Raw genomic sequence first — 14,653 nt, 5'->3', positions numbered from 1 at the left:
TGATCGAACATACGCGGATGTCAAAAACAGGTAGTTTCTTATCATGTTTTGATAATCGTTGCCGCCTCTGTGATGTTCATCACTGCTAGATTGTTCCATACCGGCTCACGGAAGAACCGAAATCCAACAACGCACTCACATTATCCGATTGCATGGTGCGCGCGGGAGCGCATGTGCATACAAGGACGTATCGGGAGGAATTATGTTTGCAACGAACAAGGCACAGTCGCTGCCGCCGTTTGGTCTCAAAGACAAGATCGGCTACATGTTCGGCGATGTCGGCAACTGCTTCATTCTTGGTCTGGTCAACGGATTCGTGCTCAAATTCTATACGGATGGTCTGGGCGTGCCCGCCGCCATCGTGGGCATCACTATGATGCTGACCAAGATCTTCGACGCGTTCGTGGATGTGTATGTGGGCAACAAGGCCGACGAAAGCGCGGTCAAACCGGGTGAGGGGCGTTTCCGTCCGTGGATCCGTCGTTTCCGCTACCCGTTCATCATCGTGGCGATCATGCTGTTCCTGCCGGTGGTTGCCGGCTGGGCCCTGCCCGCCAAGGTGGCGTACATCGCCGTGACCTACGTGCTGTTCAACGTGTTCCTGTCGACGGTGAACATCCCCTACGGCGCATTGGCCTCCGCGCTGAGCGCCAAGTCCGATGAACGCGCGTCGCTGTCGACGTTCCGCTCCACAGGATCCGCCATCGCCGGTGCCCTGACCGGCTACATGATCCCGTTGTTCATGTACGAGACCAACGTCGCCGGCGAGCAGGTGATTTCCGGCACCCGCTTCTTCATCATCGCCATCGTGTGCGGCATTCTGGCGTGGATCTCCTATGAGATCACCGTCCGCTGCACCACCGAGCGCACCAACGTGCAGGCCGGTCGCAAGCTCGACGCCAAGAAGATGGTCGCATCCATGTTTAAGGACCGCGCCCTGCTCGCCCTCATCGTCACCGATTTCTTCGTGGTGATCAACCAGCAGCTTGCGTCCATCAACCAGACCTATCTGTTCGACACCTACTTCCACAACAAGACCGGCATGGCCATCGCCGTGATGTTCAACTACATCACCGTGCTCGTGCTCGCCCCGTTCGCCACCGGCATCGCCAAGAGGTTCGGCAAGCGTGAATCCGCCGTCGTCACGCTGGTCTTCGCTGTCGTCATCTACGGCATCATGTACTTCGTGCACCTGACCGATTGGCGTGTGTACCTGGTGCTTATGTTCTTCGGTGCGATCGGCGCGGGCTACTTCAACCTCATGGTGTGGGCGTTCATCACCGATGTGATCGACCATCATCAGGCCATTACGAAGATCCGCGAGGACGGCACCATCTACGGCCTGAACTCGTGGGCCCGTAAGATGGGACAGGCCGCATCCAATGGCATCAGCGGCGTCCTGCTTGGTCTCATCGGGTACCAGTCCAGCACCGCCGGCCACGCCGTCGTCCAGTCGGCCGGTACGGTGCAGGGTGTGTACGCTCTGGCCACGCTGCTGCCGGTGGTGTGCCTGGGCGTCGCCGCGCTGATTCTCGCCTTCTGGTACCCGCTGGGCAAGAAGGAGATCGCCGAGACCGAGCGTATCCTCGCCGAGGACCGCGCCAAGACTGAAGTGTAGCGAACGACGGCTTGAAAATCACAGAACTCGATAGTACCGAAAATAGACCATTGGAATTCCAACGCCCAATTCTCGGTACTATCGAGTTCTGTGATTTTTCGTTTCCGAAGGCGCTCATAGGAGCCGAGTCAATACCTAATTCCTATGTTTTCTTGCGCGAGATCGGTGCTCGAACTGCGGTTTGTTGCCGAGTTCGGCAAATGATGGATATTGTTTACGCAAGCATTACCGCATGGTCCTATATTATGGACTGCCACCGCGGGATGAGGATCCCGGGATGGCAAGGAATCAACCGGCGGCAACGCCGACACTATGGAAAGAGGTAATGACAATGTCCTTCAAGGAAAACATGATGCGTGGTCTTGCTATGGCTGGCTTCTCCGAGCTGACCTACGTGAACGACTCCATGGCTCGTACCATGACCGAACTCGGTCACCAGATGCTCGAGGAGAAGTGATCTCAGCCAAGTGATCTCACAATCACGCTGAACAATCAATGGTCAGGGGATACGGCCAACGGCGTCCGTACTCATCCCGCTTGTCTGATGTTGTGGTCTCGCCCGGTGTGGCGGGATTTTTTTATGCCGTGTTGGCGTGCGCCTTCTGTGGGTGTCGAATGCGAATTGAATGAAACGCGATTCACGAATGGCAAAACCACCCCCGCCATCGTCATTCCCATAACCTGCCATAGATAAGGCCTATAGCCAAGCCGCCATACGGCCATTGCCGCCGACATACAGTTGAACGGATTGTATCCGGATGGTCGGCATTCAGGCCGTATCCGAAAACCGAAAAAAGGGGGGAGGGCGCATGACTTCGGCTTCAGGGCCCGCATCGAATTCCACATCGGCGCAGACGGCCGTATCGTTGAGCCAGGATCAGGGCGTGGATGTGTCGACCGGCGAACATGTCGGTCTGCAACGCAAAATGGAGACGCGTCATCTGATGATGATCGCGCTCGGCGGCGTGATCGGCACCGGACTGTTTCTGAGCTCCGGCTACACCATTCATCAGGCCGGTCCGATCGGCACCATTCTGGCCTATGCCGTCGGCGCGTTGAACGTATATATGGTCATGCTGTGCCTGGGTGAACTCGCCACCGCCATGCCGCAGACCGGTTCGTTCCATGTGTACGCCGGACGGTTCATTGGACCCGGAACCGGTTTCACCATCGCCATCATCTACTTCCTCGCGTGGATGGGTGCGCTCGGTTCCGAATTCACCGCATCCGGTCTGATCATGCAGAAGTGGTTCCCGAACTCGCCGGCATGGGCGTGGAGCGCACTGTTCATCGTACTAATCTTCACGCTCAACGCGCTGTCCGTGCGATCGTTCGCCGAGGCCGAATTCTGGTTCGCCGGAATCAAGGTGGTGTCGATCATCGCGTTCATCGCCATCGGTCTGCTCGCCATCGTCGGTATTCTGCCGATCGCAGGCTACTCGCATGCGCCGGGACTGACCAATCTGGTCAATGACGGCATATTCCCCAACGGGTTCGCTCCCGTGTTCTCCACAATGTCCACGGTGGTGTTCGCGTTCGCTGGCACGGAGCTGCTGGGTGTGACCGCAGGGGAGACCAAGGATCCGGGCGAGAACATTCCGAAGGCCATCCACACCACCTTCTGGCGTCTGGCGATCTTCTTCATCGGTTCGATCGTGGTGATGTCGGCGCTGATTCCGTGGCAGGACGCCGGCGTGGACAAGAGCCCGTTCGTGCTGGTCTTCGATGCGATCGGTCTGCCGTTCGCCGGCGACATCATGAACTTCGTGGTGCTTACGGCCATTCTGTCGGCCGCCAACTCCGGCCTGTACGCGTCCACGCGTATGCTGTGGTCGCTGTCGAACGAGCATATGATCCCGCGCGTGTTCTCACGTACCACCTCGCACGGTGTGCCGCTGATCGCATTGTGCACGGCCATGATCGGCGGTCTGTTGGCGCTGCTGTCGTCGGTCACCGCCGCGTCGGTGATCTATCTGGCGCTGGTGTCCAGCGCTGGTCTGGCCATCGTGATCGTGTGGGTGGTGCTCGCCGTCTGCGAGATCCGCTTCCGTCTGGAGATGAAGAGGGAAGGCCGCGGCGTGGACGAGCTGTCGTTCCACACGCCCGCATGGCCGGTGGTGCCGATCGTCACGTTGATCCTCAGCGTGGGTACGATCATACTGTCGGCGGTCTATGAATCCATGCGCCCGTCGTTGATCTACATGATCGTCATCATCGTGCTGTGCTACGCGGTGTACTGGATCCGAACGCTGGTGCTGCGGGCGAGGTCTGGTTCCAAGCAGAGCTAGCTGGAGCTGGTTGGGACACTGGTTTTCCGGCTGTTTGGTCTGGTCGTCCATTCCGGTTGTCCATTCTGTCCTTTCATCACGAATCGGTGTGACTACTGCCGTGCGGTCGCGCCGATTTTTCGTTGAAAATACAGTCCTTTCTGTAACTCTAGGGGGTAGAGGGTGTTATGAACACGTTAGAGGTAGGGGGTATGGATTTCCGCTGCCGCGTTGCAGGCCCTATGATTTCGATCCAATAGAGTCGACATCATTCTTCGCCGGCGCGCCGATCGATACTCGATATCGATGTCGCTTCGGCGGGAGGGGAAAGCAGACATGCCAGAGTATCGGCCAGAATCCGTCGACGCCGATATCGTCGTTGGCGTCGACGGCACCGACGATTCCTATACGGCTTTGGATTTCGCGATGCGCGAGTCCGCGAAAACGGGGCAGACCGTCAATGCCGTATTCGGCTGGACCCCGTCATGGTCCACGGGCACCGATCACACGCATGACGATGAGGAATGGCGGGACGCCCGTCATGACATCGAGCGCAATCTCATCCAATGGGTGGATGCCCGCTACGAACGCATCGGCTTCGACCGTCGGAATCTCAAATTCACTTCGGTGAAGGCTACGGAATACGCGTCGCTGCTGCGGTTGGGCGGTAGTGCCCAGCAGATCGTGCTGGCCCGTCGGTCCATGGGCGTCGTGCCCCGTTGGATTATGGGATCGCTGCACGCCTCGGTCGCCGGTGCCACGGACACCCCCGTCACCGTGGTCCGCATCGAGGACGAAACCGACGAGCTGTCCGACATGTCGGGAACCGCGACGCTGGCGTCGGCGACCAACGGCGTCATCATGAACGCGAATGTAAACGCGAATACGAGACTGACGCAATCCAACGTCCCGAACGTCCGCCCGAGCTCGGATCCGCATCAGGATCCGCATCTCGATCCGGAACATCGGCCGATCGTCGTGGGCATGGATGGATCTGAATCATCGAAGCACGCATTGGCATTCGGCATACGCGAGGCCATGATCAACCATCGTTCCCTGCACGCCGTCTTCTGCTGGCAGATGGACCAGATGACGCGAATCACCGGCCGTAAGGCCATGTCCGACAAGGGGGCGCAGATTCTCGCCGAACGGTTTGTTGCCGATGCCGTCGCCGAGGTCGACATTCCCGCGGAGCTGACCGTGCAATCCGAGGCGTTCCAACTTCCTGCATGTCGTGGGTTGCTCGAGGCGTCACGTCACGCGTGCTGGCTGGTTGTGGGATCCGGCGAATCCACGGAGCACGATCATGATCCCAGTGCGCTGGTCAAACGGGTACTTGACTTTTCCGAATGCCCGGTCACGATCGTCCACTGATGGCCAGACAATACGAGGGCTATTTGATACGGGGATGATACGGATCGGGGGTGCCTGTATAGAAGGTATCTCTATTAAGTGCCGTTAGGAAACCGTATGCAAACGCGAGTTTTGCATACGTGAGCCGTAAGGATGCGCCCTGCCGTGTGATGAATCCCATAGCATGACAATGAGGCCGTGGCGACTGTCGAGGCCGTCGCGGCAATAAGGTCCGGAATACCGGAATGGTTGGGGATCAAGGAGCGCGGGGGACATGGGCAATGCGGTGCTGGTGGCGGAAATATTGTTCGCAGTGCTGGTGTCGTCGTTCCTCAGTCGTTTCCTTCCCAAGATCTCAACACCGCTGATTCAGATCGCGTTCGGCATACTCTGGTATTTCACTCCGGCGCTGCCCAATTTCAGGTTCGAGCCGGACATGTTCATGCTGTTCTTCATCGTTCCGCTGTTCTATCTGGAATCGCGCAGCATCAATCGCAAGGCGCTGGCCGAGGATCTCAATCTGTCATTGTCGCTTGCCGTGGGACTGGTGCTGGCGCTGATGATACTCAGCGGTGTCACACTCCATGCGCTCTGGCCTGCAATTCCCATGATGGCGGCAGTGGCCATGGGTGCCATCATCAGCCCCACCGATGCGGTCTCCGTGGCGCAATTGGAAGGCGTGGTGAAACTCACGCCGAGGCAACAGTCGGTCTTGCAGAGCGAAAGTCTGCTCAACGATCCCGTCAGCCTCGTCGGATTTCAGACCATGCTCGTGGCGCTTGCGACCGGGCATTTTTCGCCGGCAAGCTTCGGGGCGCAGGTGCTGCTCAGCTTCCTGCTCGGCACGGTTGTGGGTGCGGCGATCGGATGGGTGTTCGACCGCATGATCCTCGCCATACGCCGGCATAATTTCGAAGACGTGACCATGCGCATACTCATGGAGCTCTTCCTGCCGTTCGGCGCATATCTTGCCGCCGAAGGGCTCGGCATCTCCGGCCTGCTGGCCGTCGTGGCCTGCGGTGTGGTGATCACCTTCCCGCACAAGGGCGTGGGCGGCGATGTCGCCCGTGTCAATCTCGTCTCGAACTCTGTTTGGCAGTTCGTCGACTTTCTGCTCAACGGCACCGTGTTCGTGCTGCTCGGCATCCAATTGCCGCTGGCCATGCGCACGATCGTGGAGGACAATCGCGTCAACCTGTGGGTGGTTCTGGGGCTGGTCGTGTTGCTGACCATCATGACGCTGATCCTGCGATTCATCTGGTGCGCATGCACGTTGCGCATCGCCAAGGACACCACCACCGGACTGCGCAGGAAAATGACACGTCAGCGTTGGCACTCCGCGGTGGTGATGACCTTTGGCGGCCCCCGTGGCGCGATATCGCTCGCCATGGCGTACTCGCTGCCATATTCCATCGATTCCGGTGCCAGCGTGCCGGTGCGAGACATCATCATATTCATCGTTTCCGGATACATCATCATCTCGATTCTGATGGCCAACATCATGCTGCCGCTGCTGTCTCCCAAGCCGGCCGACTCGTCCCGTGAGGAATGGGCCAAGCGCGACATCGACATGCTGCGACGTACGATCGCGAAGATCGTCGACGTCGATACCCCGGAGACCCATGCCGCCACCACGCAGGTGCTCAGGGGATACAACGATCGAATTCGTCGTGTGGAGACGAATCTGCCGACCTCGACCCTTGAGGATGCGAACAAACTGCGTATCCAGACGCTGGAATGGGAACGCGACTGGCTGCAGGACATGCTGGCGTCACGTAAAAGCGTGGTGCATCCGGATCAGGAAACCAAGACCCAGATCCAGGGGGCAAAGTATCTGCTTGATCATGTGGAGAGCTCGCTGTCCCGGCTTGAATCGGATAACCCCTATCCTGGTGGTTTGCGTTTCCGCTTGGCGCGTCTGCGTCGGCGTTTCATGCCAAGCGTTCGGCGAACGTGGGCGATGATCGCCCAGTACACGCCTGCGATTGAGGCGGAGCGTACCGCGTCGATTCGCAAGGTGCAGGTGCCGCTGTACAACCATGTCATCGATCGTCTGGATGATGTGCTGCTCGACAAACGCTATACCGCGGTGGAAGTGGTGACTGACCTGCTCGTCGAATACCGCAGGGGACTCAATCAGATCGAGGGCAAGGGTATACCGATCAATGGTTCCACGGCGGAGCCCGCAGGATTGAAGGCCGTGCGCGCCAATGCCCTGCGTATGGAACTGGATACCATCCGCGAGATGCTGGAGCACGGCGAGATTACCCGGTCCGACGCCAGGATCATGCGTATGAACGTCCACCTGATCATGGCCGAGACCGCAATCTGACGTGTTCCGCGCGGGGTGCCTACGTCGCTTGCGGTGGGCGTGGCAGAGAATGGTTTGAGGCCCTATATGGGCATTCTCTGCCACGCGGTTTGGCACGCAATGCGCAATCTGGACTTTTCCGCGTTCTCTGCCACGGATTTCCATGGATTATGCCGCCAGATTTGCCGCATGAGCGGCTTACGGTCGCTGATATTGCGCTGATTGACATGCTGATCGTGGCAGGGAATGCGAAATAGTGATGTGATGGCGTTCTGTGCCGCGGCCGCGTGGCACCGAACGCCGTATTGCGTGGATTTGGGCTTCTCTGCCACGATTTCTTGGCAGGGAAGCCCAAAAACGCTTGTATTTGTATTCCCTACCACACGGTGTGGCAGAGAATACAGAATCATGGTGTTTGCTCGTTCTCTGCCAAGCGACAGAGAATCGAAAATAGTATTTCTCATTTGGTGCCGTGGCATGCCGCACCAAATACGACGAAGGCCTGCTGACATCGGAGTGATGCCAGCAGGCCTTCGTTTTCCTGCACTATCGTTCTGCCGGATTCACTGCAAACTCAGCACTGACAGCACTGACGCCGAATCCGACAAACCCGATCAGATGTGGTAGTAGAGCTCGTACTCGAGCGGGGTCGGGGCCAGACGAGCCTGATCGATTTCACCGCGCTTGAGGTCGATCCAGGTCTCGATGAGATCTTCGGTGAACACGTCGCCGGCGGAGAGGAAGTCGTGATCCTCTTCCAGGGCGTCCATGGCTTCAGCGAGGGAGCTCGGGACCTGCTTGATGCCGGCGTGCTCTTCCGGCGGCAGCTCGTAGAGGTCCTTGTCGACCGGCTCCGGGGGCTCGATGTGGTTCAGGATGCCATCGAGACCGGCCATGAGCTGGGCGGAGAAGGCGAGGAACGGGTTGCAGGACGGATCCGGAGCGCGGAACTCGATGCGCTTCGAAGCCGGGGAGGTACCAGCCAGCGGAATACGGATGGCGGCGGAGCGGTTACGGGCGGAGTACACCAGGTTGACAGGAGCCTCGAAGCCCGGGACCAGACGGTGGTAGGAGTTCAGCGACGGGTTGGTGAAGGCAAGCACGGAGGAGGAGTGCTTGATCAGACCGCCGATGTACCAGCGGGCGAGGTCGGAAAGTCCGCCGTAGCCCTTCTCGTCGTAGAACAGCGGCTTGCCGTCCCTCCACAGGGACTGGTGGCAGTGCATGCCGGTGCCGTTGTCGCCGGCGATCGGCTTCGGCATGAAGGTCACGGACTTGCCGTTGAGGGCGGCAACCTCGTGGACCACGTACTTGTACTTCATCAGGTCATCACCCGCGTGCTGCAGGGTGTTGAAGCGGTAGTTGATCTCCTGCTGGCCAGCGCCGCCGACCTCGTGGTGGGAGCGCTCGAGCTGCAGACCGACCTGCTGCAGGGTGGCGACCATGTCATCGCGCAGATCCTGGTAGTGGTCGATCGGCGGAACCGGGAAGTAACCGCGCTTGACACGGTTCTTGAAACCGATGTTCGGGGTGCCGTCCTCTTCGGTGTCAACGCCGGAGTTCCACGGAGCCTCGATGGAGTCCACTTCGTAGAAGGAGCGCTGCATGGTGTTCTCGAAGCGCACCTTGTCGAAGATGAAGAACTCGGCCTCAGGAGCGAAGGAGGCGGTGTCGGCGACGCCGGTGGACTTCAGGTAGGCTTCGGCCTTGGCCGCGACCTGACGCGGGTCGCGCGAGTACGGCTCGTCGGTCAGCGGGTCGACGATGGAGAACGCGACGTTCAGGGTCTTGTGCTTGCGGAACGGGTCGACGTAAGCCGTGGTCACATCCGGGATCAGCTTCATATCGGATTCGTTGATGGCCTGGAAGCCCTGAACCGAAGAGCCATCGAACGGCATGCCATCGGTGAATGCATTGTCGGTGAACTCGCTGGCCGGCACGGTGAAATGCTGCTGGACGCCGATGAGGTCGGTGAAGCGGACGGAGACATACTCGATGCCTTCCTTGTTGATCAGCGCTTCGACTTCCTCAGGGGTGTGGGCGAAAATCTTATTCTCTGCCACAGTCGCTCCTTTATCAATGAGAACTTACGTAAGTTGAAGATACTCTTCGATATTTCCCCTAGGGGGCCGCTGAGTTACGAGAATGTTTCGTGAAGCGAAACCTGCGGCTCGGAAGACGCATGGTTATGCGGAGTCGACGGTGACCTGATACGAGAAAGGCCGGGTCACCATATGAGATGGTGGCCCGGCCTTCGTCATGCCGTGATGTCCGTTCCTCCCGCTGTCTGACGAGGATGCCGACGAACGGAACGAACGAATGCTGCTGACTGGTCTTTACTTGCCGCGCATGGCCCTGCGGCTGACGTGCATCTTGGTGGGGTCGATGCCCTTCGGCACGCCCATGGTGTTCTTGGACTGCAGGGTGCGCAGACGACCGTTGAGCTCGTCGAGTTCGTACTTGGTGAGCTTCACCTTCTGGCGCATCACGGTCTTCTGCAGCTTGCTCAGCGGCACCTGCTTCTCGCCGTCGCCCACGGACAGCTTGATGATCGGGATGTCGGATCCGCGGGTGATGCGCTTGATCTTGGCCTCCTCGTGGCTCATGGCCTTCATCACACGACCGTAGTCGCCTTCACCCACCAGATATACGCCGGTGCGGCCGGTGCCACGCCAGATGGCGTCCTTGGTGCGCGGGTCGATCCAGATCGGTTCCTGCGGGAAGGAGAAGCCGGCCTTGGTGATGCCATTGAGGATGGCTCCGGTGGCACCCGGCTTGCCTTCCATCTGGCGGTAGCCCACCTTGTCGGCGCGGCGGGTGAGGATCATCGTGCCGAACAGCAGGCCCACCATGACGCCCAGAATCATGGTGAAGATCCACGTGATCCAGTGCACGTGGAGGATGGCGCATGCGGCCGCCGCCACGATGATCGGCAGGATGATGCCTCCTGCGATCAGGAACGGCAGCTGCTTGTCGTCCGCGTAGGTGAACTTGTAGATCTGAATGATCTGGCTGATCGTGCCCTGCTTCTTTGCCTTCTTCTCGGTCTTCTCGTTGTCTGCCATGATGTCCTTTGACTGTTCCTTGACCTGACGACGGCACACGTTTTCGGTCTGTCGTCTTTGGGTTTGCTGGAAAATAGTGTACTTGACTTTCTGCCAAGTGGTCTGCTGCGGGATGAAACGCCGTGTCCAGATAAGGCTCAGACGCGGGTTTCAACCGTGGATTCGGAGTCGTCCTTGGGGCGTCTACCGCATATGCAGCGGCCTGCCGTCGGCCTTGAGCAGTGCCTCGCCCAGCGCTTCGGAGAACGTGGGATGCGGGTGGATCAGTCGTGCGACCGTGCTCAACGGCAGTTTGCCGCCGACGATCTGCTCCGCCTCGGACGCGATTTCGGAGACCTCCGGGCCCACCATGTGGATGCCGGCCACCACGCGATCGCCGCTTGCGGTATCGACCGCGCTGACCACGGTGATCGATCCGTTTTCGCCGATCATCATGGTGCGGGAATTGCCCATCATCGGATAGATCGTCTCCGTTACCTCGGTATAGCCGTCCCGCGCCTGGGCCTCGGCCTTGGTCAGGCCAACGGATGCGGCCTCGGGGGAGGAGAAGACGATGCTCGGAACGGTGGCCTCGTCAACCGGGGCGGGATCGAGTCCGGCGATGGCCTCGGCCACGGTGATGCCCTGTTCGAAGGCGCGGTGGGCGAGCTGGTGACCGGCGGTGATATCGCCCACCGCCCAGATGCCATGTACCGTGGTGCGTCCCATATCATCGGTATGAACGAATCCGGCATCGTCAAGCGTGATACCGGTTCCGGCGAACCAGTCGGCATCGGTGTTGGGCGTGCGGCCAATGGCTGCGAGCACGATTTCCGCCGCCGCTACTCCCTGCTCCGTGGTACGGCCGACGGTGCGGGTGTATCGCACGGTCGCGCCAAGATTCACGCCGGTCTCGATCTCATCGACGTTGGTGTTGGTGATCACGGTGATGCCGTGACGTTTGAGTTCACGGGTCAGGGTGGCGCTTACCCGGCGGTCCCAGTGAGACAGCACGCCTCCCCGACGAACCAGCAGGGTGACCTGCGTTCCGGCGGCGTTCCACAGACTCGCGAATTCAAGCGCAATGGCACCCGCCCCGATGATGACCGCGGAACTGGGGAACGTGTCGAGCGTCAGCGCTTCATCGGAGCTGAGCACGGTCTGCGAGAACGGAGTCGTCGGTAGGGGGCGGGGGCGGGATCCCGTGGCCACGACGACATGACGGGTGGTGATGCTGCGCATCGATCCGTCCTGCTGCGTCACGAACACGGTGTGCATGCCGTCGGCGTCCGTCGGTTCGGGCTGAATGCTGGCCGTGCCCTGAATCGTGGTGATTCCCCGGAAGCGCAGCAGGCCGGCGAGCCCCTCGGTCATGGTCCGTACACTCTGGTCCCGGTAGTCGGCCAACCGACCGAAGTCCACGTCCTCCACTCGTATGGTGATGCCGTACCGTTCGGCGGCGCGTGCCTGTTCCACGGCTCTGGCTGCGGTGATCAGCGCCTTGGTGGGGATGCATCCACGGTTCAGACAGGTGCCTCCGGGACGTTCGTCGCGTTCGATCAACGCCACGGACAGTCCCAGTTCGGCCGCCCGCAGTGCGGTGGAGTATCCTCCAGGTCCGGCTCCTACGACGACGACATCGAATTCGGTTGCCAAGGTCACGTCAGCTCCTTTGTGTCGGTGAACCGCGCATGCACGCATTGATGATTGCTGATTCATTGGTGATTAGTGATGCGGTACAGAAAAACCACGTCGTATCCAGCATAGAATCTGGACGACGACGTGGCTGTTCGTAACGGGCGGGTTTCGCTCGCGGCTCAGATCAGGTTCAGACCAATTGAGTCTCATTCCTGATCGGTTCGGTCGGTTCGGTCAGTTCGGCCACTGGCCGCGCTTCTGCGTGCGCGGGCGGGGAAGACGCCAACGGCGCATCTGCATGGCGCGGGACCATGCGTAGCTGCCCGAGCGGGTGCCCTTGGCGACGGACTTCTCACCGTACTTGGCGATGAGCTTCTTCTTCAGTCCGCGCCACATGACGGCGATGTCGATGATCGCGACGATGAAGTATGCGTACATGATGACCATCAGCCACAGCGTCAGCTGCGGGTACATCGAGGTGACGAAGATCGAGCAGAACAGCATGATGATGACGAAGGGCATCATGAACTCCGCCAGATTCCAACGGGCGTCCACATAGTCGCGGATGTAGATGCGGTAGTCGATACGCTCCGACTTGGGCATGTGGTTGAGATCGCCGGTCTTCATGGCATCGTATTCGGCGTCCTGCTTCGCGCGCATCTTCTGCCGGGCGGCCCTGTTGCTCGCCTTGCGGTCCTTGGGGACCAGCGGGCGGATCTTGGCGGCCTGCGCATCCTTCATCTTCGGAGTGGGACGATTCTTCTTGCCGTTGCTCTGCGGCGTCTCTTCCGGCGTCTGTTCGGCCTTTTCCTTGTCTTCAGAACGTTTGAAAGGGTTCCATGTCATACGAGCAGGTTACGGTGACGCCTAGACTCATAGGGTTTATACAGCCACATGACACCAATCGCCAAGGAGGATGATTATATGGCACAGGTCGGTTTCGACGAGCTGCGCTCCCGCGTGGATCAGGACTGGCAGCGGGTCGTTGACGTGCTATCCCGGAAGATCGCACTGGGATCCGTGTCGGCGCTGGGCATCACCGCCGATCATATGAAGCGTTCCGCCGAATTCGTGGCCGAGGTGCTGCGTGAGGAGGGCGTGGACGCTCGCGTGGTCCAGTCGCGCAACCCGGATGGCACGCCCGGTGCGTGGGAGGTCGTCGGTTCGCGCATCGTGGATCCCCAGGCGCCCACTGTACTGCTGTATGCCCATCATGACGTGCAGCCGGTTCCCGATCCCAAGGAGTGGGACACCGATCCGTTCGTCGCCACCGCCAAGGACGACGGTCGTCTGTACGGCCGTGGCGCGGCCGACGATGGCGGCGGCATCGCCATCCACTCCGGCGCGCTGCACGCCCTTGGAGACGATCTGGGTGTGAACGTGAAGGTGTTCATCGAAGGCGAGGAGGAGATGGGGTCGCCCAGCTTCATCCCGTTCATCGAAGAGCATGCCGCCGAGTTCGAATCCGACGTGATCATCGTGGCCGATTCCGGCAACTGGTCCGCCGAGATCCCCAGTCTGACCACCTCCCTGCGCGGCAACACCTGCGTGGACGTGACCGTGCGCGTGCTCGGCCACCCCGTGCATTCCGGCCAGTTCGGCGGTCCGATCCTCGACGCGAACACGCTCGCATCCATGCTCATCGCGTCCATGTATGACAAGGACGGCAACCTCGTGGTGCCCGGCCTGCTCGCCGAGGAGCCGATCGGCGGACTCCAGCGCGATCTTGACGAGGAGTCCCTGCGCGCCGACGCCGCTGTGGTGCCCGGCTATCGTCTCGCCGGCACTGATTCGATCGCCTCCCGTCTGTGGACCAAGCCCAGCGTGACCGTGATCGGCTTCGATGCGCATCCCGTGGACGGCTCGTTCAACGTGATCGCCGACTCCGCTCGCTTCCGCCTGTCCATGCGCACCTCGCCCAACCAGGAGCCCGAGGAGGCGCAGCGCGCGCTCGCCGAGTTCCTGAAGGCAAACGCCCCGTTTGGCGCCGAAGTGACCGTCGAGTCGCTGGAGAACGGCAAGGGCTGGGCCATGGACCCCAACTGCACCGCCGTCAAGGACGCCGAGGAGGCGCTGGCCGAGGCGTTCGGCGTGGAGCCCGCGAACAAGGGCGAAGGCGGATCCATCCCGTTCATCCCCGAACTGCAGCGTATCTTCCCCCAGGCGCAGGTGCTGGTCACCGGCCCCGAGGACCCGAAGGCCAACGCGCACAGCCCCAACGAGTCCATCGACCTGCCGAGTCTGAAGAAGAACATCCTCGCCGAGGCGCTGATTCTCGGCAAGCTCGCCCGGTAACCCAAAATTACGTGCGGTCGTTCCGCCAATCATGGTGAACTACGTAGATCTACGGAACCGTTCATCGACGATTCCCATGATTTCGCGGAATTGACCATTGCACTTTGTAAGGCCCCCGTGTAGTATC

The 14,653-nt window shown here is 60.1% G+C and carries 9 protein-coding genes; 5 read left to right on the top strand and 4 right to left on the bottom strand.

Annotated features, from left to right (window positions below; translation table 11 throughout):
* The first annotated feature begins 202 nt into the window (after nt 1-202).
* From EP30_RS08795 to EP30_RS08780, 4 genes are all read left to right on the top strand, one after another.
* Nucleotides 203-1,618, top strand: a complete 1,416-nt coding sequence (locus tag EP30_RS08795; RefSeq protein WP_140557935.1) for an MFS transporter — start codon at nt 203-205, stop codon at nt 1,616-1,618.
* Between the two features lie 809 nt (nt 1,619-2,427).
* On the top strand, nt 2,428-3,906 hold the full coding sequence (locus EP30_RS08790; protein WP_140557932.1) for an amino acid permease: 1,479 nt from the start codon (nt 2,428-2,430) through the stop codon (nt 3,904-3,906).
* 315 nt (nt 3,907-4,221) lie between these two features.
* Nucleotides 4,222-5,259, top strand: coding sequence for a universal stress protein (locus tag EP30_RS08785; RefSeq protein ID WP_181160853.1), 1,038 nt, complete (start codon nt 4,222-4,224; stop codon nt 5,257-5,259).
* Nucleotides 5,260-5,512: 253 nt separating this feature from the next.
* Nucleotides 5,513-7,570, top strand: a complete 2,058-nt coding sequence (locus EP30_RS08780) for a sodium:proton antiporter (protein ID WP_140557927.1) — start codon at nt 5,513-5,515, stop codon at nt 7,568-7,570.
* 593 nt (nt 7,571-8,163) lie between these two features.
* Here the strand turns inward: EP30_RS08780 and glnA are convergent.
* The 4 genes from glnA to EP30_RS08760 form a co-directional block, all read right to left on the bottom strand.
* Nucleotides 8,164-9,612 carry a type I glutamate--ammonia ligase gene (glnA, locus tag EP30_RS08775; RefSeq protein WP_140557924.1) on the bottom strand — a complete coding sequence of 483 codons (1,449 nt, stop codon included), beginning with the start codon at nt 9,610-9,612 and terminating at the stop codon, nt 8,164-8,166.
* A 273-nt stretch (nt 9,613-9,885) separates the two neighbouring features.
* On the bottom strand, nt 9,886-10,614 hold the full coding sequence (locus tag EP30_RS08770) for a DUF4191 domain-containing protein (RefSeq protein ID WP_094662629.1): 729 nt from the start codon (nt 10,612-10,614) through the stop codon (nt 9,886-9,888).
* A 183-nt stretch (nt 10,615-10,797) separates the two neighbouring features.
* Nucleotides 10,798-12,249: a dihydrolipoyl dehydrogenase gene (lpdA, locus tag EP30_RS08765; protein WP_140557950.1), complete on the bottom strand. Its 1,452-nt coding sequence runs from the start codon at nt 12,247-12,249 to the stop codon at nt 10,798-10,800.
* A 216-nt stretch (nt 12,250-12,465) separates the two neighbouring features.
* Complete coding sequence (locus EP30_RS08760) at nt 12,466-13,077, bottom strand: DUF3043 domain-containing protein (RefSeq protein WP_094662627.1); 612 nt, start codon at nt 13,075-13,077, stop codon at nt 12,466-12,468.
* Between the two features lie 78 nt (nt 13,078-13,155).
* On the opposite strand from EP30_RS08760, the gene EP30_RS08755 reads away from it, so the two are divergent.
* Complete coding sequence (locus tag EP30_RS08755; RefSeq protein WP_140557922.1) at nt 13,156-14,526, top strand: dipeptidase; 1,371 nt, start codon at nt 13,156-13,158, stop codon at nt 14,524-14,526.
* Nucleotides 14,527-14,653: the final 127 nt, after the last annotated feature.

This window comes from Bifidobacterium sp. UTCIF-39 (assembly GCF_006408715.1).
GTDB classification, from domain to species: Bacteria; Actinomycetota; Actinomycetes; order Actinomycetales; family Bifidobacteriaceae; genus Galliscardovia; species Galliscardovia tissieri.
Note: the sequence above shows the minus strand (reverse complement) of the source record. Positions and strands in the feature narration are given on the sequence as shown.